The organism is Arsenophonus sp. aPb, assembly GCF_029873475.1.
Classification (GTDB): domain Bacteria; phylum Pseudomonadota; class Gammaproteobacteria; order Enterobacterales; family Enterobacteriaceae; genus Arsenophonus.
Map to the genome: position 1 here is coordinate 435,750 of NZ_CP123499.1, position 25,472 is coordinate 461,221.

Consider the following 25,472-nt stretch of genomic DNA (forward strand, 5'->3'; position numbering starts at 1 on the left):
ATCATAAGATGCGTTTTAAAGGTCGTGCCTTATGCTAATGATGGGTGTTTGCCTTGCCAGACGACTTCGCGGTAGTGTTTAACGTCTGTATCCCCTTCGGTATTGATTAGCAATACAACGGCATCTTTAGTTAGTGCTAATTTTTCTCTTAACGCATCGCGTTGTGGGTGGTAATGCACCGCTGCCAATACCCCTAAACCGACTGCACCCGATTCGCCGGATATAATGCGCGGATCTTTTTGGTATGGGTTACCCAATACACGCATGCCGAGGGCAGCGACGGCATCTTGGCAAGAGAGAAATTGGCGGGCGCAGTTACGTAGTACCGTCCAGCCGAGTGGATTGGGCTCACCACACGCTAACCCGGCCATAATTGTTGGCATATCGCCATCAACATTTACGATCTCGCCTTTTATACCGGAACGATATAGACAGTTAGCTAACTCAGGTTCAGTCACGACCGAATGCAATTGGTTAGCATCATAGACATCAGCCAAATAACCGAGTACGCCGCCGGCCATGGCACCAACGCCAGCTTGCAGAAAAACATGGCTCGGTCGAGAGATCCCCATTTGGTTCATTTGCTCGACCGCTTCATCGGCTAAAGTGGTATAGCCTTGCATGATCCAGGTAGGAATTTGGCTGTAACCTGGCCAGGCAGTGTCTTGAATAACTTGCCAGCCATGCCTTTTGGCGGTTTCCATTGTCATGCGGACGGTATCGTCATAATTCATATCGGTGACGATACACTCGGCACCAAGCGCCAGAATATGCTCAACCCTCTCCTGGGCTGAACCTTTGGGCATATAAATAACACTGTGCTGACCGAGTTGTTGGGCGGCCCAGGCAACACCACGCCCATGGTTACCGTCCGTTGTAGTAGTAAAGGTTATTTTTTCTGTCAGACTGTTTTTTAACTTTTCGAAAGAGAAATCATCGATATTAATATGGTATTTTTCACACAATAACTGGGCGATAGCATAGGTACTGCCCAACATTTTAAACGCATTCAGGCCAAAGCGTTGCGATTCATCTTTGACCAATATTTTGTCAACTTGAAACAGCTTTGCCAGTCCCTCTAGCGAATAGAGTGGTGTTGGTTGATAGTTGTCTATCTTTTGATGAAAATTCCGCGCCTTACGTGCTGCTTTACGCGAAAATAAGTCGGATTTTTCACCAGTAAAGAAGCGATTTTGCGCGATATCTAACTTTAATGCAGAAATTGACATAGCCAACCTTATTTATTCATGAAAATACTTTTATGCTGTTAGCAGCCAATAAATGGCCGGACAGCAGCATTATTTGACGCGTTTGTCAGCGTCTTTTATTAATTGCTCGAGGATCAAATCAGGTTGAGCGAATTTTCGTGCTAGGATCATGGCGGAGATGATATAGGGTTTCCAGCTAGCTTCTTTATAAGTCGCAATGCGATATTTTTCGAATACCCCTTCGGTGACTTCCCCTTCTCGGCAGGAAACACCAGAGATATCTGCCGGTAAGCAGTGCATATAGAGTGCTTTGCCGTTATGAGTAAGTGCCATCATTTCTTCTGTGCAGTGCCAGTTTTTATGATTCGCATTTTGCGCTAAGCAATGTTTTTCTAATGCTTTTAAGCCATCATGATCACTGTTTCGTAATAATGTTGTGCGTTGTTCCATCACTTTATAAGGTGCCCAAGATTTAGGGTAAACAATGTCCGCATCTTTGAAAGCTTGTTCCATACTATTAACCTGACGGAAAGTTCCGCCTGATGCTTGGGCATTGTTTTGCGCGACGGCGACAACTTCAGGAATAAGTTCATAACCTTCAGGATGGGCTAATGTTACATCCATACCAAAACGCGTCATTAATCCAATAATACCTTGGGGGACGGATAGTGGTTTGCCATAACTGGGTGAATAAGCCCAGGTCATGGCAATTTTTTTGCCCCTTAGGTTTTCCAGCGAGCCAAAGTGTTCACGTAACCAGGCTAAATCAGCCATTGATTGGGTTGGATGATCAATATCACATTGTAAATTAACTAACGCTGGACGTTGTGGTAGTACACCTTGTTGATAGCCTTCATCCAATGCGTCACCGACTTCACGCATATAAGCATTGCCGGCACCAAGATACATATCATCTCGAATCCCGATGGCATCGGCACAGAAGGAGATCATATTGGCAGTTTCACGAACTGTTTCACCATGGGCAATTTGCGATTTACCTTCGTCTAAATCTTGTTGGGTTAACCCTAACATATTCAATGCGGAAGCATAGGAGAAACGGGTTCGAGTGGAGTTGTCGCGAAAGATAGAAATACCTAAGCCATTGCGGAATACATTGGTTGCAATATTATCTGACCGCAGGGTTTTGAGTATGGCGGCAATATTTAGCACCTGAATTAACTCATCCTGACTTTGTTCCCAAGTCAACAAAAAATCTTTTTTGTGAAGGTTGGAGTGCAGTGCTTTGATATCCTTGAGCAATTTATTAATTGTTTTCATCATAAAATCCTAATTTAAAATAGCTAGTCAGATAGCGAATATGCTGTGCAGAACTAAGCCAAGGATCTGCATAAGCTATTGAAGTGATATCAATAAGCATGCCAATTTTTTAGCGTAAAATAAGAAAGGAGAGTTGATAGATAATAGCGTGATAATAATCACAGATAATGATTATTAAGGTAAGGGAATGAAAGCAAACAATAAATTTTTGCGTTATTGCTAGTATTTCCAGATTGATATTTCATGTACTGTATAGATGATAACTCTATCATTAAGAAATGATTCTATCCTTAATCAGGATCGGAGGCTAAAAATGACATCGTTGGCGATAAAATAAATAAAAAAATTAATTAAAAAATAACAGAGTTATCTTTATTAATATGTTCATTGAAATAATAAAAAACAATAAAATTACAATTTATAAATATAAATTTAATTTTTAATTATCGATATTTATTAATTCATAATGATAATTTTGATACAGAATTATCATTTTAATAATGAGCCTTGATATTTTACGATGGACGGTAATCGGGAAGAATCATTTTCTATCATTTAGGCTATAGGGAGCGATGTGATGTTATTGCACATGCCCTATAGTTTATTAATTACGATATTAGTTGTGTAATAATTTAGAACATAAGGAAAATGATCATGTTGGGTGTAAGTTCTCAATCTACTTTAATGCAGATCCAACCAACTATCCTGCGATTTACGAAAGTTCTTTCCCGTGTATTACAACTTGAAGTTGAAATTGTAGACGGTGCTTTAAGACGTGTGGCTGGATCAGGGCCTTATGGAAAGTATTTAGGGCAGAAGCTGGAACGAAATTCGCGTTTGTTACGTTACGTCATGCAAACTGGAAAAGAAAAGGTTGTCATCCAATCTCGCTTGGATCCATTGTGTGACGATTGTGAAAATAAAGTAAATTGTAAGGAAAAAGCGTTTTTAGGCACACCAATATTTTTCCAGGATGTTTGTGTCGGGGTAATCAGTTTGGTGGCTTTTACTCATGAGCAGCAGGAAAGAATAAAACATAATTTACATGAATTTTCTGATTATGTGCAGCATATTTCGACAATTTTTATTTCAAAATTATTAGACGAACAAAGTGGTGTAAATCATACCAGTAAAGCATTAATGACCTTAATTGATAATATTGATCAGGGGGTTTTGATATTAAGTAGTCGGAATAAATTAAAATTCGCCAATGCTATTGCACTTAATATACTCAATCTCAATTATGAAAAGATGATCGGCAAGACATTTACCATTCGGCCGCTAATTTATCAGGAAAGTGTTAACGGTGGTCATATGCAATATGTGATCTCTTGCGGAGATATATCAGAAATATTAACAGGACAACTACATAATATACAAGATTATCAAATATTTTTAATGGCTTTTCATCAATTACCGCTTTATGCCAATTCTGCATTTGAATCTGATGAGCCCCACATTGAGCATCTGGTTGGTGAATCACCACCAATGCGTAAATTGAAAAAATTAATTAGCCGTATTGCGCCTAGCCCTTCTAGTGTTTTGATTACTGGTGAAAGTGGTACTGGTAAAGAGGTGGTTGCCAGAGCGATTCACAAATTAAGTCATCGTAGTAACAAAGCTTTTATTGCCATCAACTGTGCCGCTATTCCAGAACAGCTACTGGAAAGTGAGTTATTTGGCTATGTTAAAGGAGCCTTTACCGGTGCTTCAACTAATGGTAAACAAGGATTAATTCAGGCGGCTAACCAAGGAACACTGTTTTTGGACGAAGTCGGCGATATGCCACTGGTTATTCAGGCAAAGTTATTACGTGCAATCGAGGCGCGTGAAATTCAGCCAATTGGTGCCAGTAAAGCGATTGCGGTAGATATTCGAATTATTTCGGCCACCAATCAAAATCTAGAAAAATCTGTTCGTGAGGGCAAATTTCGCGAAGATCTCTATTATCGTTTGAATGTTATTCCTTTAGCTTTGCCACCATTACGAGAGCGTCAGGGAGACCTGCTATTACTTATTCACTATTTTCTTAATCTCCACACTAAGCGTCTTGGGCTCGTGTATCCAGGGGTTTCACAAGAGGTGTTAGAGTGTCTCAAAGTTTATCATTGGCCAGGAAATTTACGTGAACTGAGTAATTTGATGGAATATTTAATTAATGTTACTTCTTCGGGAGATGTTATTGATATTGCATTACTTCCTCCCAATTTGGTGAGTCATCGTAAAAATGATTTTAAGGTTGAGACAGTAGTTGTTGCCAATATAGAGGAAAAGGAACAAGCTATTGATGGTGCGATTGTACTTGAAGATATGGAAAAACAGCTGATCCGTGAAGCCTTAAGCCGTTATGGCAGTAAAAAACAAGCCGCAAAAATGCTTGGCATTGGTATTGCTACTTTATACCGTAAGATCAAGCGCTATGAGTTGACATCTGGCTAGCGAAAATGGGCTATGGTATGAATTTAAAAATACCATGCCCAGAGATAACTTATTCGCAGTGTTGAATAGCGTCCACGATCATTTGGTAACCGGTACAGCGACATAGATTACCGGCTAATCCATGTCGTATTTGCTTAATCGTTAATGGCTTGGTGCGCGGTTTGGCTAAAAAAGCAGTCGTTGCCATAATTAGGCCAGGCGTACAGAAGCCACATTGAACAGCACCCGTATTGGCATAGGCTTGTTGTATTTTTGATGCGACACCGTTAGCTAATTCGCCTTCTACGGTGCGAATGGTTTTATTTTGAGCCCAGATAGCTAAGTAGAGGCAGCTATCGATGGCGGTGTCATCGACGAGCACAGTGCAGGCACCACATTCACCGACCTGGCAGCCTAATTTAACGCTAAGTAAGCCTTCTGCCCGTAACACCTCTGCCAGTGACATTGCTGGTGATAGAGTCAGTTGACGATGAATGCCATTAATATGACAATCGATCGTGGTTAACGTTTTGGCATTCATATAATTTCCCCTCCTGCGCGCATAACAGCTACATTTATGACTCGCTCGGTTAAAGTGTGGATCAGATGTAAGCGAAATTCTTTTTCCGCCCGCCATGATGTTCTTGGCGAAACATCGTGGCTCACCGCTTTACCAATCGTAACCAGCGTTTGCCGGGTGAGTGGTTGGCCGCGAGCAGCTTCTTCAGCATGCTTACAGCGTATCGGCGTTGGTGCAGCGACAGCAAAAGCTAGTTTGAGTTGTTGAAATTTCCCCTGTTTAATGTCACAAAGGGCAGAACAACCAATAGTGGCGATATCCATCGCATCGCGCATAGCATATTTGAAGCTGGCGGCACCTTTGTCGCGATAATTTTCAGCTTTAAAATGAAAAGCGGTTAAAATCTCATTGGCAGCTAATGCGACTTTTCCAGGCCCAGTATGAAAGCCATTAATTGAGGTATAACGGCTCCCTTCTGGTGAAGCAATTTCCAGTGTTGCATCGTAGATAAGGGATGGACAAGCGGAATCGGCGCTGGGTGCGCCATTACAAATATTACCACCGAAGGTAGCGACATTGCGTATTTGCGGGCCAGCGATCATGCTAGCGGCTTCAACCAGCGCTGGAAGATGTTGCTGAGCAATTGGATGATTGATTAATTCATTGAAAGTCGTACCCGATGCAATACGAATATTACCCGCCTGATCACACTGTATACCGCGTAATTCTGGCAAATCATGAATATCAATAATATGCTCAAAGTGTGAATTAAGGTGATGTAATTGGATCAAAACATCTGTTCCACCGGCCAATAATCGAGCCGTAGGATTTTTTTCTAACAAGGCTACCGCGTGAGAGATATTGTCAGCACGGTGATAATTTTTAATGTCATACATAAATCTAACCTCTGATCAGCCCGGCTTGAACAAATTCGCGAAACAATCTTTTCGGTGTGATAGGGAGAGAGTTAATCGCAATACCTGTAGCCATTCGTAATGCATTACGGATGGCCGGCGCAGGCGAAATGATCGGCGGCTCGCCTAGTGATTTATGCCCGTATGCTGATTGTGGTTCATAGTTGTCGATAAAAACACATTCCAGTTCCGGTAGATCCAGCATGGTGGGCATTTTATAATCAAGTAAATTAGCATTGCGGACAATACCGCTTTTTTCATCTACGATCAGTTCTTCATATAGAGCCCAACCAATTCCCATTCCCATGCCACCATGGACTTGTCCTTCAGCCAGCTTAGGATTAAGAATGCGGCCAGAATCATGTAGGTTAAGAATACGATTGATAGTCACCTTACATAGTGGAATATCCACCGTTAAATCGACAAAAGTACAGCCAAACGCCGGCGGATTATTGGTTGTTTTACAGGAGGATTCAGCAGAAAGTTGTCCCCCTAATTCCGGATTGTAAAAAGTATCCATTGCGACATCGGCAACCGACATGAGAATTTTTTCAACTTGGTTGAGAGAGACAATATTGCCATTAATAATGGTGAGCTCGCTCTCTGATTGACTGAGAATTATGGCGGCATGTTGAACAATTTTTTGCCGTAATGTTTGGGCGGCTTCTTGTAGTGCCGGCGCGGTAACATAACTTTGTCGGGAACTAAATGCGCCAGGATCAAAGGGGGTTATATCGGTATCCTGAGTTGAAATAACATTGATCATATTAACAGGCATGCCCAATGTTTCTGCTACCATCTGAGCAAAAACGGTGTCTGAGCCTTGGCCTATTTCGGTGGCGCCTATTTGTACATTCACAATACCATCTTGATTTAATAGTAGGCGGGAACTAGCAATTTCAACCCCGGCAGGCCAGGTATTAGAGGTATAACTAAAACAGGCAACGCCAACACCACTACGAATATCACCGCTCATTTGCTCACAGGCCGTTTTACGCGCTTGCCAATTAAATAGTTCGCGTCCTTTGGTCAAACACTCAATTATGCCTGCACTTTGGATAATGGAGTGATTAATTGGGTGGCTGTCTCCGGTGCGAGCCGCGTTAATAAGTCGGATCTCTACTGGATCGATGCCTAACTTAGCAGCCGCATCATCAAGTAGTGATTCTAATGCAAAAGTGACTTGAGGAGCGCCATAACCACGCATAGCACCCGCTGAGGGTAGATTGGTATAGCAAGTAGTTGCCTGGTAGCCAAATGCACTGCGTGGGTATAAGTAAGCAACTTTATTCGCGGCGGCGCCAGCAATTGAGTGGCCATGTGAAGCATAAGCGCCGGTATTGGATAAGACATCCAATTGATATCCTTTCAGGACTCCGTCGCTGGTGATGCCTAATTCAGCATCGATCCGAAAGGCATGTCGGGTGCGTGAAGCATAAAAACACTCTTCGCGCGAAAGCATTACTTTTACTGGCGCACCACCTAGTTTTAGGGTTAAAAACGCGGCCATCGGTTCTTCTAATACGTCTTGTTTGTTACCAAAACCACCACCAACATGCGGCTTGATAACACGTATTTTAGACCATGACATATCCAGTGCTTGCGCAACGATACGACGCACAATGTGTGGGATCTGGGTACTGGAGACAATAATAATACGATCGGATTGTTCCATCCAAGCAAAGCTGGTTACACTCTCCATGTGACAATGTTGCACAATCGGGGTGGTAAAACGTCCGCTAAATTGATGTTGGGATTTTTCTATCGCTGGTACAGGTTCATTAGCAGTGATTTGACTCTGTTTAAGCAGGTTGCCATTACTATGAATATTTATTGCATCAGCGGCTTTAGCGGATTCCGGGCAGGTAATAACCGGCAATTCTTCATAGGTTATTTTTACCGCAGCAGCGGCTTTTTCTGCGGTGAGCTCATCCCGAGCGACAACAATAGCAATGCCATCACCAAAATGGCGTACATGGCGAGTTAACAATAAACGATCGGCTATATCGCGTTTTTTCTCATCAAGTGTCCAGGCATGTCCGGCAGTAGCGAAAGGGATCTGGGGAACATCATGCCAGGTAAAAATATTGACTACGCCAGGTAACGCTAATGCCTGACTATAGTCGATTTCAGTAACAAAGCCATGGGCGATGGTGCTGCGGACATATTTAGCATAGAGCATGCCAACCATCGATATATCATCGGCATATTTTGCTCGCCCTGTTACTTTTGTCAGAGCATCGATACGCAAATAAGATAAGCCGAGTTGCATCTCCTCGAACTTTTCCTTTTTTTTTAACATTAGCTATTTCTCCTGTTGAGAAAAATCAAACTGATCAATGTCAATACGCAATATGTATGCCATTATGTAAATTAAGCTTATTGCAGAGATAAGATTGAGATGCAGATAAAATTCTAGAGTAAATTTTGTTAGAGTAATAAGATAAAGCGGTAATAAAATAATGTCAGCATTTTCATATTGAGAAAGAAAGTATTATTTTGATAATCTTTTCATAGCCTATTATTTTATTTATCAATTAATAAATATTAAATCATTTGATTATATTTTAATAAATTTGTTCTAGATTATTATTTTGTAATTAATTTGTTATTATTACTTCAAGATTGCTTAAATTATCTTGTTTATTATTTGCTGTTCGTCGTTGAAAATATTTTTTATCAAAATTGATTAAATGATAATTTATGGTGAAATTTTCTTAGATAAAAGTCATTTTTTTAGAAATAGATCAAAGAATATAACAATAACAATTTTATTATATTAATTAAAATTAAAACGATAAGGATGAATGTTTTGATTAAAATTAATCAATTCAATAAGAAGATAGCAAATAAAATATTATTGAATGATATTAATCTAAATATCCCACAGGGTGAAATCCATGCCTTATTAGGTGCCAGTGGCGCAGGTAAATCGACTTTATTACATTGTATAAATGGTTTAGAGCTCACCGGATGTAATGGCAAACTTGAATGTAATCATATTAATGTTATGAATTTATCCGGTTTATCTTTACGTCGTTATAGAAAAAACATTGGCATGATTTTTCAAGATTTTGCCTTAATGCAAAGAAAAACGGTTATTGAAAATATTATGCTACCGATGCAATGTTGGAATATTGCTCCTACCATAAGAGATAGTCGAGCAAAAGAGTTACTGGCGTTAGTTGGCTTAGAAAATAGGTCGCAATATCGGCCAGCAGCATTATCTGGTGGTCAACAGCAGCGAGTAGCAATCGCGAGGGCACTCGCCTTACAGCCAAAGGTGTTATTATGCGATGAGGCAACATCAGCTTTAGATCCGATTACTAGCCATGCTTTACTTAAGCTTATTAAACGTATTAATCGTGTTTTAAATGTCACAATTATTATGGTGACTCATCAATTAGATATAGCGAAGCGTATTTGTAACAGTATGTCAATTATTGAAAATGGAAAAATAACGCTTTCAGGCACCACAAAAAATATTTTTGTCACCGAACCGCCTGCATTAAGACGACTTGTCGGGCTTGAAAATATTGACATAAAGCCAGGTGAAACCGGCTTTAAATTAATGATAACGGATCATAGTAATGACGGATCCATTATTATTGATTTATTCAATATTATTGGTAAAAACTTTAAGATGCTGTTTTTGCGCTCAGAATATTTATTAAATGAATTGATTCATTTTTATTATCTATCAATAAAAAATGAATTTTGTCATAAAGCTAAAGATTTTTTTACCATTAACGGAATATGTTTTAATACCATAGATTAACAATTTTATATTATTTGACTATTATGCAGGTCGAAAATATGTTTCTTAATATCACAACTACCCAAGTTTTCAATTATCTACCGTTAATTATTTTGCCTGCCATTTTAGCAACATTAAAAATGTTATTTTTATCGCTAATATTAGGTTTAATTATCGGTTTTTTTATTGGTGTTTTTCTGGTTTTATTTTCACCTGATGGGTTAATGCCAAAAAAAATTATCTATTATTCTCTTAATGGTTTGGTCAATTTTGTCCGCTCCTTTCCGGTTATTATTTTAATTGTTGTACTTATTCCATTTACCCGTTTTATTATTGGTACCTCTGTCGGTTGGCAAGCGGCAGTTGTACCTTTAACCATATCGGCATTTTGTGCGATTGCCAGATTAATTGAGAATTCATTACTTGAAGTCGATAAAAAAGTCATTCTGGCAGCAAAATCTTTTGGCGCCAGCAATCGGCAAATTATATTTAATGTCATGTTAATCGAAGCGTTACCTGCCATTTTTTCCAATCTGGTTTTTTCATCAATTCAAATATTGGCAAATACCACTTTAGCTGGTGCGGTTGGTGCAGGTGGTTTAGGGGCGATGGCCCTGACTTTTGGTTATCAACGTTTTGATGAGATTATGATGTATTCGATAGTGTTAGTTTTAACGATTTTGGTCTTCATTATACAAAGTGTCGGTAGTCATCTTTATAAAAAATTAAAATAATGTTTTTTATTAAAAATTATAGTTAAGGAAGGTTTTGTGAATACACAAAATATGTGGCTGGAAGCGATGCTTGATCTTTCACGTCAGCCAGTTGGTATTCGTTTTTTATACAATGATGAGCTTTATAACCGCTGTGAAACAGCAGAAGCCTCAGCGCCTTTACCCTACTGTTTGGCAGTAAGAAATGCGTCACTTGGTACAGCTTGTAAACTTAATATCAAAAAAATGGCTTGCCTATCAGGCGCGCGAGCGCTGGGTATTTTAAAATCGGATGAAGATATTATTAGCCTTAATGATATTAGTTCCGGCCATCGAAGTTACCAAATGGGACTCTATGCTAATTATGCGATTAGCCATCAAGTTGCTAAGGATATGGTATATTGTCAGCATCAGGTACCAGGCATTGAAATTAAACCACTCTCTTTATATACAGAATCTCATCCCGATGTGGTTATTATTGTCACTAATTCTTTAAATATGATGCGGATCGTGCAAGGCTATGCTTATCACTTTGGTCAATTAAAGAATACTAAAGTTACCGGTAATCAAGCAATATGCCAAGAATGTACCTCTTATCCCTTTGAACGGGATCAGGTTAATTTCTCCTTTCTATGTTCTGGCACGCGCCATGTCGCAAAGTGGCGCGAAGATGAGATTAGTATCGGTATTCCTTTTCATTATCTCGATAAGATTATTGATGGCATTTGTAAAACGGCCAATCCAATGGATAGCAATAAAGCAAAAAAAATGATATTGCAGAAAACCGCTAAGTATGGTTTGTCTGATCAAATAGATATAAAGCTAGGTAATAACTATTACACGGGTGGATATGGTACCTTGGAATATCATAGACGCAAAAATAATCAAATTATAAAATAGTCTTGCTAAGAGAATTTACAATGAAGAAATTCATTTATACGCTTGTTTCAATAGTTATTGTTCTGTTTATATCAGGTCGTTATCTTGGATCAATAGTGAAAGGTTCAGATACCAACAACCTATTACAAAAGCGAATCGCCTGTAGCGGAATTTTTTGTGATATTGTCGATTTTGGCGCAGGCGTGATGGCTGAACACGGTATTCGAACTGAACGTGTTTTTATGGATAATGCCGTAAATATTTTACATGCTGTTAATGATGGTAGCGTGGATGCTGCATTAGGGGTACACGAAAAGTTTTTAGCCTATTTTAACGAAAAAAATAATGCCAATTTGGTAATGGTTAAACCGTATCCATTCACAACTGGAATTGGGTTATATTCAGAAAAATACCACACGCTGGCGGATTTTCCTGTCGGCGCTAAAATTGCCATTATGAATGATGCCATGAATATGGATCGCGCGCTCACCATGCTACAACAGGCCGGTTTAATTATATTGGATGCTAATAAGAAAAGTAATTACAGCCTGTTGGATATCATAGCGAATCCGCGCAAAATTACCTTTATCGATGTGGATCAGACACAAACCGTTAGTGCGTTACCGGATCTAGATGGTGCAGTGGCTTTTTTCACTCACATCTATAATGCCGGCAAACAGGTTAATTCCTATATTATTCGTGATAAAGATGCTCAGCAATTCCCAATAGGATTTGTGGTTAATAGTCAGAATGCTAAGCAACAATGGGCAAAATTTCTGGCTGACAGTCTACGTACCAAGTCAGTGCAAGAAAGCGTACAAAATAATTTTAATGGTGTATTCGATTATTACTAATATTCAAAACGTCAGTTTGTCGTAGGGATATCTGTTATTGGTTTTAGCTAACAGTAGAAATAATAATATCACGCAACGACTGATTTATAGTTTCAATCATCGCCGATGGCCAATTTGAATTGGCCATGCTTTCTTTCTTTTGAACACCGCTCTATTAGGAAAACCAAGCTAGGTAAATCAGCTAGCGGTTAAAAGTAGGTGGTAATTTGGTTATCAACTGGCAGGTTGTTGGGAATTTTTTAGCCATATCTGCCTCGTTTAAACGCATTCTACTTTGGTAGTTAATAAATAAATTCATATGGTGTTGGTTAATAAAAATATCCTTACCACTAAAATTAGGCGATGCTAACATGTTTAATTGCGACCATTTCTTATTTTGACTTTCATTGCCCACTTTCCGCTCAGCAGAAAAATAGTCTCTTACGGTGTAAACATTTTTGCTCATAAGCTGATATTTGGGCAGATCAGCTAACATAATATCGTAATATTGTAACATTTCTTCATCAGTCAACGAGAGGGTATTGTTAAGTTTAACCCCCCAAGATGTTAATTGTTTTTCAACTAAACAACGAACAATTTTGCCAGGCTCGGTAAAATCTGTTGGCTGATTGTATATATTGTCACCGGTTTCTGACCCATTACCTACAACAGTCGCATGGCGACCAGGCATAGCATAAAAGGCAATTTTACCGCTAACATCTAAATTATTGGTCATGACCGGTGTAAAACCCAGTGAGGCTTCATGGCGAGCATAGACCACATAATAGTCATGGACATTGAATTTAATCTTGGTGCGATGTTCAGCAAACTGAAATAAACCTGGCACAGGATCGATGGCAAATATATTAACCTTGATATGAGATAATTTAGGATCTTCAGCCATCGCATTTGCCATCATATGGCAGGTTACCCCGCCACGACTCCAGCCGACTAAATTAACCACCTCGATGGGTTGACTATTTGTGGTGCGGATCTGGAACTGTTTTTTTTGCGCGATGTAGCCTGGTTGTTGAGCAAAGAACGAAGGATCCGCTTTCAGCACAGCCAGCGCATGTGCGACGTTATTTTCCCATCCCTTGCCAAGCAGTTGTCCCATAATATTATGATGGTTACCAGGTTTTACCCATTTTTCCTGTTCTTGTAAATTTCCACTACCCGGTCCATCGACAATAGTCCAACTATAAAACTCTTGTGCAACCATATTTTTTGCTAAAGTGGAAATTAATTCACCGGCATGAAAAATCCAAGCACCATTTTTATCTTTATCCTCGATGACAGCATTCGGTGTACTGTCGTTGCGATTTGAACCAGTACCACAAAAAAATAGGGTAAATATAGACATTTTTTTATCCTGTATCAGTCAGTATGAGATCATAATGATGGTTATCCATGGCAGATAAAGATGCCCATCAGCGCGATATAAACAAATGGTTAATTTGTGTGAGCAAGGTGTTGTCGTTAGCCATATTTTTGCAAAATGCATTTTGTCATCCTTAAGAATGCTAAGAATGGCTTTTACTGGGAGATTGTTTGTTTTATTTAATAACTATGCGAATACATTACAAATATATTGGCTCGAGGACATCATGGTTTAACAACGTTATTCTGCTATAAGTTTTAAGCTAAAATAAAAATTTTTTGCTAATTCTTTTTTAGCTGGAATACCTTTAATGCTATTTTGTAAATAGCAGGTATTAAGTCACTGGTTGGCAAATAAACGTTGAATTAGGTCGAAATGTAACGTTAAGGGTTAACATGTCAATTTGTTGCGGTTGACTAATGACATACCAACTTGAATGGCTGTAAAACATAAAATTAAAGGCATTTGGATGGTTGAGCGTACCATATTGGGCAAAACTGAAGGTATGAATAAGCTTGCTGTCACTGGTATTGGCACTAATAAAGGCGTTTATTTTTGTATTATTAGGATGTTGATTATGAAAAACACGAATAAAGTCTTTATCTTCACTGATTGGCGAATTTGCTATATCTAAAGAACAACCGTTCATTGCTGGGGTAAAAATAAAGTTGTGTATAGGATTAATACGCGGAACATCAACGAAGCCACAATATTCTGTTCCTTGATTAAATGGACACCAATAGGCATCAATAGCACTACCATTATTTAAGTGCGGATTGGATAATGCTAATTCAAAGGTATTTTGCTGCTTATTATGAATTTGTAAATCGAATGATGCTTTTTTATTCTTATCACACTCTTCAATCCATTTTTTTTGTTCCAATGTGCCGGCAGAAGAGAAAGCTCTTTGAAACCAAATAATGTTGTTTATTGTATTATTGGCGATAAACTGTAGGGGGTTAGATTTAAATTGGTCGTTATAGTTATGCATTGCCAGTTCCTATTTATCTTTTTTGGGTTTTGTACTTAAATAAAAAGATATTTCTGCTGTCCTGATGATTTAAAAACTCTACAACAGATAATGTGGATATAGTAAAATTATTAGTCTTAAATAGTTATAATCAACATCCTATTTACGGTTGTTTAGTTATATAAAGTTATTATTTGCTAATATTTGATTATGTTTCTGTATTATATTTATTTAGCTATTATTCTGGATAAATAATATTATTTTCCTCAGATAGTGGAAATATATTTTTATTATTTTTTTATTGTAATTTATTAACAATAATAATTTATAAAATTATTATTGGCATTTAACTATAAGGTTTAATTTAAAATAGTACTATCTTTTTATTGGCTAAGATAATTTTATTTAATTATTTTTGACTAGTCAGAAATGACTTTTTTTGCTCTTGTGACTAGTACGAAAATAGCAGCATAATTATTTTAAATTTTATTTAAAAAACAACTTGTTATTTGTTTTTTTGCTTTTTTGTGGTGATTAAAATTATTGTTTATAATTACAGAATATGCGATCTTCTGAACTAAAGAGTTAATTGATAAATAAAATTAAATGAGAAAGTGTTTGCTAAGAATAATATCAATGAAATAAGAAATAATTAATTTATCGCTTTTTGATTTTATCTGGTGGTGTATCCATATCCTATCCACCTCCCAATATTTATATTTATGGTAATAGCACAATGAATACACAACATAAACTTAATAGAGTAAGGCCTCCTCGCGTTCAGATTACTTATGATGTTGAACTGGGTGGTGATGTCGAAGAAAAAGAATTGCCTTTGGTTATTGGTGTGATTGGTCAATTTTCCGAACAATCATTACCAATGCGTGAACGTAGTTTTATGCATATCGATAAAGATAATTTTAATGCGGTGATGGAAGGCTTAACACCCTCACTTTCCCTGCAAGTGGAAAGTGTTTTACCGGAAACAGAAGGTTATCTGAATGTCGATTTGCAATTTAAATCGATAGCAGACTTTTCGCCAGAAAGTCTAGCGCAGCAAATAGAGCCCTTGCGCCAATTATTAGAAATACGCAGTAAATTAAGCGATCTAAAAGGGCGGGCACTGAGTAATGAAAAACTGCGCGATCGCTTAGCAGAAATTATGACTGAGCAGCAACAAAAGGCTTCTTCAACCGGTCAAGCTGAAGTCGAACCGAAGACAGATGATACAACGCCAAAGACAGATGCACCGCAAACTGATCAAGGGGAGAAATAAACGCAATGGAACAGCTTTCACAAGAACAAGGCACACCACCACAACCGGCAGTTACTGGTGATTTACTGGAACAAATTATTGATGCAACGCAAGCAGTAAGGCGAGATGTAGATCGTTCACGAGTAAAGGAGCAGTTAGGCCACTTTCTGTCTGAAGTCACTGCCGGTTCTTTAGTTGTTTCCGGTGATTTGATTGACAGTATTGAAGTTCGTATTGCCGCGATTGATGAAATTTTATCTGCCCAATTGAGTAAAGTTTTACATCATGCTGAATTTCAACGTTTAGAGTCTTCTTGGACTGGGCTAAAAGGGTTGCTGGATAAGAGTGAAACGGATAATACGCGTATTCTTATGCTTAATGCTACCAAGGCCGAGTTAGTCAAAGATTTTAAATCGGCCGCTGATTTTGATCAATCGATGTTGTTTAAGAGTGTGTATGAAAATGAATACGGTACTTTTGGTGGTGAGCCTTTCTCAGCCTTTGTCGGTGATTTTGAGTTTGATAATACGCCAGAAGATTTGTATCTATTAGAACAGATATCTCATGTTGCCGCCGCTGCTCATGCACCATTTCTCAGTGCGGCTAGTGCTGGCATGATTGGCTTAAATGATTTCAGTGAATTACCCCGTCCCCGCGATCTGTCAAAACTGCTGGAGACATCGGATTATCTGCGTTGGAAACGTTTTCGCGATTCTGATGATTCTCGCTATGTTGGATTAACCATACCGCATGTAATTGGTCGATTGCCTTATGGTGCAAAGACTGTTCCGGTTGAGCAATTCTGTTTTGAAGAACAAATTGAAGAAGATAATAACAATAGTTATTTATGGGTCAATGCTGCCTATTCGCTAGCTGGATGTATGGTAAAAGCATTTGAGCAATATGGTTGGTGTGCCGCTATTCGGGGTATTGAAGGCGGTGGATTAGTTGAGGCATTACCAACTCATCATTACGTTTCAGTGACTGGTGAAAAAAAATTACAGTGTCCGACCGAAGTTGCTATCTCCGATCGACGTGAAAAAGAGTTAGCCGAAATGGGTTTTATTCCTTTGGTTTATTACAAAGGAACGGATTATGCCGCTTTTTTCTCAGTTCAATCACCGAATAAACCAAGGAAGTATAAAACCGAATTAGCGAATGCCAATTCTAAGTTATCCACGCAATTGCAGTACATCATGACGACGTCGCGTTTTGCGCATTATTTGAAAGTCATTGTACGCGATAAAGTGGGCAGTTTTATGTCACGCACTGAGTGTCAGACTTATCTACAAAACTGGATCAACCAATATATTGTTGGCTCCGATACTGTTGGCGCCGAAATTAAAGCGAGTCATCCATTGCGTGAAGCCAGGATTGAAGTGCTTGAAGTACCTGGCTCACCAGGAACTTACCGCGCAGTGGCTTATTTACGTCCGCATTTCCAATTGGAAGGTTTAAGCATGTCATTGCGTTTGGTCGCTGATTTGCCGCCATCATCGGCTGCATAAGTATTTTTTAATAATAAAGTGAAGGGAGTTATTTGTTATGAGTACAGGTATTTTCTTAAATCTAGGTGACATTAAAGGCGAGAGTACAGATAAGAATCACAAAGATTGGCTTGAATTGCGCAGTGTTAATTTTGGTATTTCTAACAATGCGCAAATCGCTTCGAGTGGGGTAAGAAAACTGAATAAAGGAACGGCGAATTTCAGTTATATACATTGTACTAAAGTCATGGATGTCAGCTCAATAAAATTATTGTCTGCCGTTGCACAGGGTAATTTCTTAAAAAATGTCAAACTCAGTATTTGTACCATGTTTGAGAACGAGCTTCATCCCTATGCTGAATTGGAAATGGATGAATGCATGATCTCAAGTATTTCTGAGAATGCGGAAAAGGAAGGCGGCTATCCCTATGAAAGTTTCACGATTGTGTTCTCTAAAATCAAATGGACTTTCACACCACTCAATGCTGATGGTAAGAAAGGTAATAAAGTAGGGCCAGAAGGTTGGGATCTACTGCAAAATACTAAACAGTAATATTCACTGCCGCTTGAATTAAACAAGTTGCGGGCTCACAAGTCCGGCAACTTGTTATCTGACTAAAGGCTTATTTTTTCTCATCGGGAGGGGGACATAAATGCAAGCACAAGCCATACCATCGTTCTTATATCGTTTACATGATGATTTCCCGCATGAGGAAGAGTTTGAGATAAAAAATAATCAGCGACAAGCTGCGATCGATTCATTGGTCTCTGATTTAAATATGTTATTTTCATCACGCCCTCTGTCAGGCAGCTTAGATGTTTATGATGAACTTGAGCGTTCAATATTAAATTATGGCGTGATTGACGTGGTTGACGTCGATATTTTGCATGATGATCGCATTGAATTACTGAGAAAAAATATTTATCAATCTCTGGTGCTATTTGAACCGCGCTTACAAGACATAACCATAAAATTACAAAACAATTCGCCGGAAAATATTATTTTTTGGGTGCAAGGACTATTTTGGGGGCAGCGCATCGTTTTTTCTGTCAGCTGGAGTAGTGTCGCCTATAGCTACTCTGTTTTTTGGGGAGAATAACAATTTCATGTTACTACCACAAAAAACCTTAGACTATTACAACCGAGAATTAAGTTATCTAAGAAAATATGGGGTGGCTTTTGCGCGTCGTTTTCCTAAAATTGCGCGTCGATTAGGGTTAGCGGAAGGCATGTCTGAAGATCCACATGTTGAACGTTTGGTGGAATCTTTTGCTTTTTTAACAGCGCGTATTCATCAGAAAATTGATGAAGATATGCCTGAATTGAATAATGCCATGATGGAGATATTAGCGCCCCAATTTATGCGCCAAGTGCCATCCGTCTCTTTAGTACAATTTCAGCCTGAGCCAGCAACTTCTGGTATAACGGGCGTTTTATCTGTTCCTCGCCACAGTTTTTTAACTGCTAAGCCAGTCGGTGATGTGCTCTGTCGTTTCCGTACGGTTTATCCGGTAGAAATCTTACCTATCGATTTATGTGAAGCATCACTTAAACAAGATCCCTATGATCGAAATTTTATATTAACGTTACGTTTTATCACCTGGCCAGGTGCCAAGTTTCAAGCGCAATCTATTCGTTTATATTTACATGGCACACCAGTGATTACGCATAGTTTATATGAGCTTTTATTATCTCAGATCGATGAATGGCAATGTTATGTTGACCAACAACCGGTAACAACAACCGCCGATAAGATTCAAGCGATAGGCTTTGAAGAAGCAGACTGCCTCTGTGCAGATGATATGGCTATCAGCCCTGTTCATCATTTATTACGTGACTATTTTAGTTTGATAGAAAGATTTTTATTTGTTGAATTACCGTTACCGAAATGGGAGCTATTGTCTGGTGAGTTTCACTATCGCTTTCGGTTAAAAGATTGTCACACTTTACGCCGCCTTGAACGCAATTGTGACAAAGTTAATGTCGAAACATTTCGTATGAACTGTAGTCCGATAGTAAATTTATTTCCTCATCAGGCTGAGCCACTGACCTTATCGGATAGTGAAAGTGAATATCTTATTCAACCTGATGCGCGCCGTCCTTTAAGTATGGAAGTTTATAATATTCGATCGGTAGAAGTTTTTCAGCGCAGTAAAGAAAAAGAACATAACAGCAGCATAAAAGTAAAAGCGCTCTTTGGTATTGAACATCATGAAGAGCGAGGCATACCCTCTTTATATTGGCAGACAACTCAAAGAGCCTCAATGCTGCCAAATGATCAAGGTATTAATACCTTTATTGGCTTTGCAGATTTGCGTGGTAAGCGTCATATTCCGGCGGTAGATGTCGTGATGTTAAAAATTATGTGCACTAATCGCGACTTACCACAGAAATTAAGTAACGGCAATTCAGAGGGCGATTTTGATGCTGAGTTTGCGTTACCCGGTGTAAAAGTTATCGGATTAATCCGCCCACGACCGCCATTACGGCCACAATTAGATGCTGCGCAAAATTGGCGGATGGTGGCACAGCTCAATCTTAATCATATGTTACTTTCACAGGATGAAAGTGCGCAACGACTACGAGAAACGCTAGAGCTATATAATTTACAGAATGATATGGCGGTATCGCGTTTGATAGCATTACTGAGTTGTATCACGATTAATCCCATATCTGTCAGGTTAGATCCGGCTGATCCCTACTCTTTTGCCAAAGGGCTGGAGGTGACGCTGACATTCCAATCTCAAGCCGAAGAGTTTGTTGATTTTTATCTCTTTTGCTGTGTGTTAGAAAGATTTATTGCGCTGTACGCGCCAATCAATAGTTTTACCCAAGTCGTTACTTGCTTATCCGGTGTTACTCATAGTGTCAAGCGTTGGCCTAGGCGTTGCGGAAGAAGGGTATGGCTATGACTTTTTCCCTGCTCGGTGGTAGTTTTTACCAAAATGTGCGTCGTCTATTAAATAAGTGTCTTAGAAAAGGACGTCAGGTGAGCTTACCTGATGATGTGGTACGTTTTGAATCGGTATTGACCTTAGATGCACCAGAGCGGGAAGTTGAGAGTCTTACGGTTGATGAGCCAACGACAGAGGAGACAACTTATTGTATGGCCGTCAACCATTTTGGTTTATTGGGCACCCATGGTGCTTTGCCGTTACGTTATACCGAATGGTTGATTGATCGGCGTTATCGTTATGGTGATGATTCGGCTAAAGCGTTTCTTGATGTCTTCAATCATCGTCTGCTGAGTTTACGTTTTCAAGCCTGGCAGAAATATCGCTTATATGTCGATGCTGAATTAAATACTAAGCGACAGTTACCTGCTGTTATTGCTGCAGTGACCGGCTTATCTGCCGAACAAATGGCCTACTTACCGGCGGCAGATATGAGCGGCTTATTGTCGACATCTGTACGTTCTTTAGTCAATTTGGAACGGTTGCTGCAACGTGAATTTCAACTGGCTGTTAAAATCCAGCCATTTTATGGCTGTTGGCGGAAGGTGACAACTGAATATCAGGCTATTTTAGGTGGTTGTCGTTTAGGTGAAGCCCCGGTCATAGGACAATATTTTTGGGATATTCAGTCCCATTTTCTGATCCAATTTACCTACTCAAAATCTCAGCAATGGGAAAAATTTCTGTCCAATAGCGACGTTTATAGTCAGTTGAACCAGCGGATCGCTTTATTCACCGGCGGCATATTAAGCTTTTCTTTAGAACTGTTAGTGGCCTTTAAGGGGACGGGTATAACATTAGATGGTCAATTTAATTTAGGAAAACATGGTTATCTGGGAAATGAGGCTCGATCAGCAGCTACCAGACTTTATATAACACCGATTAATTAAAACAGAATATTATGTTATTAGCTCAAAATAATCGATATTTACAGTTGCTGGGCGCCATGGGTGATAGTGCCGCCTTAAGTAAAGTTGAAGGAGCGGAGTATTTATCTCATCCCTATTTGTTCACACTAGAGCTTTATTCAGACAAAAAATTTGCTGATTTGCAAAGTTATGTCGGTCATCCGCAGGGGTTAAGGATTGGTGACAAGCGGGATGCTCGTTATATCCATGGTGTGATCACCAAACTACAGCAAAGTGGTCATAGTGAAGCACTTTATCGTTATAAAGCGCAGTTAGAGCCTTGGTTAGTTTTGTTAATGAGTACGCTCAATTCACGCGTATATCAGGACATTAATGTGCCGGATATGGTGTGCGATATATTAAAAAAACGCGGTTTTAGCGATGTTCGGTTAAATTTGAGTTATTCATATCCAAAACGTGAATTTTGTATGCAATACCGTGAGTCAGATTTTGATTTTATTATGCGTCAATTAGCCTCGGCCGGTATTTTTTATTATTTCAGTCATGAAAAAGATAAGCATCTATTAGTGTTGGCTGATCATCCTAGTGCCTTTTCGCGCGCGCCCTTATCAACATTGCCTTATCAAACATTAAGTGGTCAGCCTCAATTTATGGGATTGCGAGCCTGGTGTGCTAGCCGCAAGGTGATCCCGGCTAGTGTAGAAATGAGCGGTTACAATATCAAAAACGCGGTACCGGTGTTTGCCAGTGCTAAAGCCCGTGGTGACTATGCCGTCAATGATAAGCTCTCTATCTATGATTTTGCCGGACTTGAACAACAACAACAATTAAATGCGCGCGCCGCTTTATATATGGAGCAGTGGGAATCGCAGGCGGGATATCTAGAAGCAGTAAATAGCTATCCGGCATTGCAAGTTGGCCAGAGATTTACCCTGCAAGGTGATCCTGCTGTTGATGGTAATTATGCTGTTAGCGGGCAACAGTTAGTGGCAGAAAGTAATCTGGATAGTCATGAACAACAATTTTCATCGCGAGTCACTTTATTGCCGGCAGATAAAGCTTGGCGTCCTTCATTGACAAAACAACGTCCAAGTATTGCGGGAGTGTTATCTGCTCAGGTGGTTGGCCCTGCCCAGGAGGAAATCCATGTTGATGAAATGGGCCGAATAAAGCTCCAGTTCCATTGGGACAAAGAACATAAGAAAGATGATAACAGTTCGTGTTGGATCCGCGTTAGTCAATTGGGTAATGGTGTTCGCTTTGGTACGCAATTCCTACCCCGTGTTGGTAGTGAAGTATTAGTCAGTTTTGTGGATGGTGATCCTGATTATCCGATTGTGGTAGGTACGGTGATGAATGGTGCCAAAATGCCCCCTTTTTCATTACCTGAGCAAAAAACCCAAAGTGGCCTTACAACAAGAAGTAGTCGAAAAGGCAATGTTGAGCAGGGGCATCAATTATGTTTTGAGGATAAAAAAGGCGAGGAATTTATTTTAATTCACTCGCAAAAAGATTTGCAATGGCAGGCAAATAACGATTTATCCGCCGTTATTGAGCGAGATGTGCGATGGGAGATCAAAGGAAAACAGGATGTTTTAATTGATAAAGGCAACGATAGTTTAACGTTAAGCAAAGGTAATAAAAATCATACGCTCAATAAAGGAAACTTTGTCACATTACTCAATAGTGGCAATTACAGTTTGAATGCTAAAGGTGGCAAAGTCGACATCTCGGCAGGACAAGCTTGCACTATTACTGCCAAACAGAAAATTGAGTTGCGTGTGGGAAACAGTTCATTGTCGATTACGCCTGCCGGTATCACTGTAAAGGGGCCGGTAATCAATATAAAAAGTGACGGGATGCTGAAAATGACGGCCGCTAGCACCACAGTGGAAGGAACCGGAATGTTAACGCTGAAAAGTAATGGTATGACAAAACTCAGCGGTCTGGTGGTACAGATTAGTGCTTCAACCATTGCGATGTTAAAAGGGTTATTGACCAAAATTGGTTAATAGCACGGTTGTTAATCTTAGGGAGCCATCATGGTAAAGCTAAAACACTGTCAATTATCGCCTGTAGCGGAGCAAATATTACAGCCATTTGCCTCTCATAATCAAAATTTACAGGCTTTACGTGAGGATGCCGCATGGACCGATATGGTGTTTTATACCGTGTTTATGCTGCCATATCGTCAGGCGCTTGATTTGGCTCTGGCATTTATTGGCCACGTTTATGAACGTGAATTGGTGCAAGAACAGAGAATATTATTACAACATGCCAGAGATTGGCGCTCACGTGGTGGCGATCAACTCCGTCATCAACTGTTTGAACAAGCAGAGGCGATAGGGTTTGATAATCCGATTGCCGGGTTGGTGCTATCCATTTTCCTGAGTGAAGGCAGTGTCACTGCGCCTGACTTGGATGCAGTTACTGCTTCTCCATGGCAGGCAACGCAAGCGTTAGCCAGTGTTTTGTGTCTAATCTTACATTTTTATAGCCATGATAACGTGTTGCAGGATAAATATGTCGAGCAATTTTTTATGCTAGCTCAACGATATTTGATCCAATTGACACCGGATACTGATCTCGGTCGGAAGAACTATTTTTATCAGGAAACGACTACATAAGGAGAATAATCGATGCCAATGATGCCTGCTGCACGAACGGGTGATTTACATGTTTGCCCAATGGTTTCACCCGCTATACCGCCGATCCCGCATGTTGGTGGCCCAATTATCCCCCCGGGCGTACCGACCGTCTTAATCGGTGGTTTACCTGCCGCCACCATAGGATCAATGTTGGTCTGTGTTGGGCCGCCAGATACTGTCGTGATGGGTAGTTTAACGGTGTTAATTGGTGGTCGCCCGGCCGCTCGATTAGGTGATCTGTGCGCTCATGGTGGCGTTATTACCACCGGTTATCCCTTGGTCATTATTGCTTGATGGAGAGAAACATGGAGCTGACAGTACTTGACTTTGATCGCTTGATGTTGAAGCACTCTGATGAGCTACCGGCAGGAGAAAACATTGAATACCAGCCGATATTTGAGCAGATAAATCAGGCACGAGAAAGTGATGATGATCTACAGCTAGAAGATATGTGGTCTTGTGAAGTTCGGCAAACCGATTGGCGTCAAGTTTCGCTGCTTTGTACTGAAGTGTTGGAAAAGCATAGCAAAGATTTACAGATAGCTTGCTGGTTAACCCAAGCACAAGCTAAATTGCATGGTTTGGCGGGAATGGCGGTTGGTGTCGCATTAATTAGCCGTTTATGTGAAACATTTTGGCCGATACTTTGGCCTAAATTGGATGAAGAAGAAGGTGGCTATGGGCCGGATATCCGACTAGCGCGATTAAATTGGTTAGATAATCGATTAAGTCACCTATTGCAGGATTGGCCACTGACTGATGACGGTAAGTTGAATGTTAGGCAGTGGGCTCGAGTACAACATTATGAACATAGTGTTGCTGTTAATACTGAAGTTAGAAAGCCGCTCCAGGATGATGGTTATTTCGGTATAGCTGATTGTGAAGAGAGTATTCGCCATACGTCGTCATCCCATGTCAATCATCTGCTCGAGCAAATTCAGACGTTACAAACCTCGCTGCTGACGCTACAGACAATATTGAAAAATTTTTGTGGTGAAAATGTCATTGTTATGAGTGATAGCTTACGCCAGGTAGAGGAAGTGCAAAGCTTATTGTCCCGCTTTTATCAAGATCGGTTGCCACAAGCGATAGTTGAAGAACAGCAGCATGAGCAAATCAAAACAGATAGTGATACACAATTGAATAATCCATCACTCAACCGCCCCTATTCGCACCTGGAAAATAGAAAACAGGCGATAGAGCAGATGTTAACCATTGCACAATATTTTCGTAGTAATGAACCGACCAGCCCAGTCCCTTATTTATTAGAACGGGCGGCCAGTTGGGCAAATATGGAAATAGCGCAATGGTTAGCGGAAATGTTAGTCGATAACGATTCGACACTAAGGGATATGATGAGAGTGATTAAAGGGTCAGAAAATTAATC

22 protein-coding genes are annotated in these 25,472 nt (G+C 39.7%); 15 read left to right on the plus strand and 7 right to left on the minus strand.

The features are described 5' to 3' along the window. Positions 1-29 precede the first annotated feature (29 nt). Together dpaL and ygeW are read right to left on the minus strand one after the other, a co-directional pair. Positions 30-1,229, minus strand: coding sequence for a diaminopropionate ammonia-lyase (gene dpaL, locus QE177_RS01890; protein WP_280551077.1), 1,200 nt, complete (start codon positions 1,227-1,229; stop codon positions 30-32). Positions 1,230-1,298: 69 nt separating this feature from the next. After that, a complete protein-coding gene (ygeW, locus tag QE177_RS01895; protein WP_280551078.1) occupies positions 1,299-2,486 on the minus strand; it encodes a knotted carbamoyltransferase YgeW in 1,188 nt (395 codons plus the stop codon). 654 nt (positions 2,487-3,140) lie between these two features. Here ygeW and QE177_RS01900 point away from each other — a divergent pair. After that, complete coding sequence (locus QE177_RS01900) at positions 3,141-4,925, plus strand: sigma 54-interacting transcriptional regulator (RefSeq protein WP_280551079.1); 1,785 nt, start codon at positions 3,141-3,143, stop codon at positions 4,923-4,925. A 49-nt stretch (positions 4,926-4,974) separates the two neighbouring features. On the opposite strand, the gene xdhC is transcribed toward QE177_RS01900, so the two are convergent. The 3 genes from xdhC to xdhA are packed head-to-tail and all read right to left on the minus strand — an operon-like array spanning position 4,975 to position 8,610. Continuing rightward, on the minus strand, positions 4,975-5,445 hold the full coding sequence (gene xdhC, locus QE177_RS01905; protein WP_280551080.1) for a xanthine dehydrogenase iron sulfur-binding subunit XdhC: 471 nt from the start codon (positions 5,443-5,445) through the stop codon (positions 4,975-4,977). Then, the gene (gene xdhB / locus QE177_RS01910) at positions 5,442-6,320 is read right to left on the minus strand and encodes a xanthine dehydrogenase FAD-binding subunit XdhB (RefSeq protein ID WP_280551081.1); all 879 of its coding nucleotides are present in this window, start codon (positions 6,318-6,320) and stop codon (positions 5,442-5,444) included. Before xdhB ends, xdhC begins: the two co-directional genes overlap by 4 nt. 4 nt (positions 6,321-6,324) lie before the next feature. Then, positions 6,325-8,610 carry a xanthine dehydrogenase molybdenum-binding subunit XdhA gene (xdhA, locus tag QE177_RS01915; RefSeq protein ID WP_280552190.1) on the minus strand — a complete coding sequence of 762 codons (2,286 nt, stop codon included), beginning with the start codon at positions 8,608-8,610 and terminating at the stop codon, positions 6,325-6,327. Between the two features lie 540 nt (positions 8,611-9,150). Here xdhA and QE177_RS01920 point away from each other — a divergent pair. From QE177_RS01920 to QE177_RS01935, 4 genes are read left to right on the plus strand one after another with little or no spacing between them, the layout of a single operon-like run. Beyond that, positions 9,151-10,116 carry an ATP-binding cassette domain-containing protein gene (locus tag QE177_RS01920; protein ID WP_280551082.1) on the plus strand — a complete coding sequence of 322 codons (966 nt, stop codon included), beginning with the start codon at positions 9,151-9,153 and terminating at the stop codon, positions 10,114-10,116. Positions 10,117-10,154: 38 nt separating this feature from the next. Next, complete coding sequence (locus QE177_RS01925; protein WP_280551083.1) at positions 10,155-10,829, plus strand: methionine ABC transporter permease; 675 nt, start codon at positions 10,155-10,157, stop codon at positions 10,827-10,829. Between the two features lie 36 nt (positions 10,830-10,865). Next, positions 10,866-11,708, plus strand: a complete 843-nt coding sequence (locus tag QE177_RS01930) for a DUF169 domain-containing protein (RefSeq protein WP_280551084.1) — start codon at positions 10,866-10,868, stop codon at positions 11,706-11,708. A gap of 20 nt (positions 11,709-11,728) precedes the next feature. After that, positions 11,729-12,541: a MetQ/NlpA family ABC transporter substrate-binding protein gene (locus QE177_RS01935; protein ID WP_280551085.1), complete on the plus strand. Its 813-nt coding sequence runs from the start codon at positions 11,729-11,731 to the stop codon at positions 12,539-12,541. Between the two features lie 181 nt (positions 12,542-12,722). Here QE177_RS01935 and QE177_RS01940 read toward each other — a convergent pair whose 3' ends face one another. Together QE177_RS01940 and QE177_RS01945 are read right to left on the minus strand one after the other, a co-directional pair. Then, positions 12,723-13,883, minus strand: a complete 1,161-nt coding sequence (locus QE177_RS01940; RefSeq protein ID WP_280551086.1) for a hypothetical protein — start codon at positions 13,881-13,883, stop codon at positions 12,723-12,725. Between the two features lie 352 nt (positions 13,884-14,235). Then, on the minus strand, positions 14,236-14,892 hold the full coding sequence (locus tag QE177_RS01945; RefSeq protein WP_280551087.1) for a hypothetical protein: 657 nt from the start codon (positions 14,890-14,892) through the stop codon (positions 14,236-14,238). A gap of 715 nt (positions 14,893-15,607) precedes the next feature. Between QE177_RS01945 and tssB the strand changes: the two genes are divergently transcribed. From tssB to tssA, 10 genes are all read left to right on the plus strand, one after another. After that, on the plus strand, positions 15,608-16,147 hold the full coding sequence (gene tssB / locus QE177_RS01950; protein WP_280551088.1) for a type VI secretion system contractile sheath small subunit: 540 nt from the start codon (positions 15,608-15,610) through the stop codon (positions 16,145-16,147). Between the two features lie 5 nt (positions 16,148-16,152). Then, entirely contained in the window at positions 16,153-17,634 is a 1,482-nt protein-coding gene (gene tssC, locus QE177_RS01955) for a type VI secretion system contractile sheath large subunit (protein WP_280551089.1), read from the plus strand. A gap of 37 nt (positions 17,635-17,671) precedes the next feature. Beyond that, positions 17,672-18,166, plus strand: a complete 495-nt coding sequence (locus QE177_RS01960) for a type VI secretion system tube protein Hcp (protein WP_180558949.1) — start codon at positions 17,672-17,674, stop codon at positions 18,164-18,166. 100 nt (positions 18,167-18,266) lie between these two features. Beyond that, the gene (locus QE177_RS01965; RefSeq protein ID WP_280551090.1) at positions 18,267-18,713 is read left to right on the plus strand and encodes a GPW/gp25 family protein; all 447 of its coding nucleotides are present in this window, start codon (positions 18,267-18,269) and stop codon (positions 18,711-18,713) included. 7 nt (positions 18,714-18,720) lie between these two features. Continuing rightward, positions 18,721-20,526, plus strand: a complete 1,806-nt coding sequence (gene tssF, locus QE177_RS01970; RefSeq protein WP_280551091.1) for a type VI secretion system baseplate subunit TssF — start codon at positions 18,721-18,723, stop codon at positions 20,524-20,526. Further along, on the plus strand, positions 20,517-21,458 hold the full coding sequence (gene tssG / locus QE177_RS01975) for a type VI secretion system baseplate subunit TssG (RefSeq protein WP_280551092.1): 942 nt from the start codon (positions 20,517-20,519) through the stop codon (positions 21,456-21,458). The genes tssF and tssG overlap by 10 nt, the downstream gene beginning before the upstream one ends. 11 nt (positions 21,459-21,469) lie before the next feature. Then, positions 21,470-23,449, plus strand: a complete 1,980-nt coding sequence (gene tssI, locus QE177_RS01980; protein ID WP_280551093.1) for a type VI secretion system tip protein TssI/VgrG — start codon at positions 21,470-21,472, stop codon at positions 23,447-23,449. 30 nt (positions 23,450-23,479) lie between these two features. Further along, positions 23,480-24,064: a hypothetical protein gene (locus tag QE177_RS01985; RefSeq protein WP_280551094.1), complete on the plus strand. Its 585-nt coding sequence runs from the start codon at positions 23,480-23,482 to the stop codon at positions 24,062-24,064. A gap of 12 nt (positions 24,065-24,076) precedes the next feature. Continuing rightward, entirely contained in the window at positions 24,077-24,379 is a 303-nt protein-coding gene (locus QE177_RS01990) for a PAAR domain-containing protein (RefSeq protein ID WP_280551095.1), read from the plus strand. Between the two features lie 11 nt (positions 24,380-24,390). Further along, complete coding sequence (tssA, locus tag QE177_RS01995) at positions 24,391-25,470, plus strand: type VI secretion system protein TssA (RefSeq protein ID WP_280551096.1); 1,080 nt, start codon at positions 24,391-24,393, stop codon at positions 25,468-25,470. Positions 25,471-25,472 lie beyond the last annotated feature (2 nt).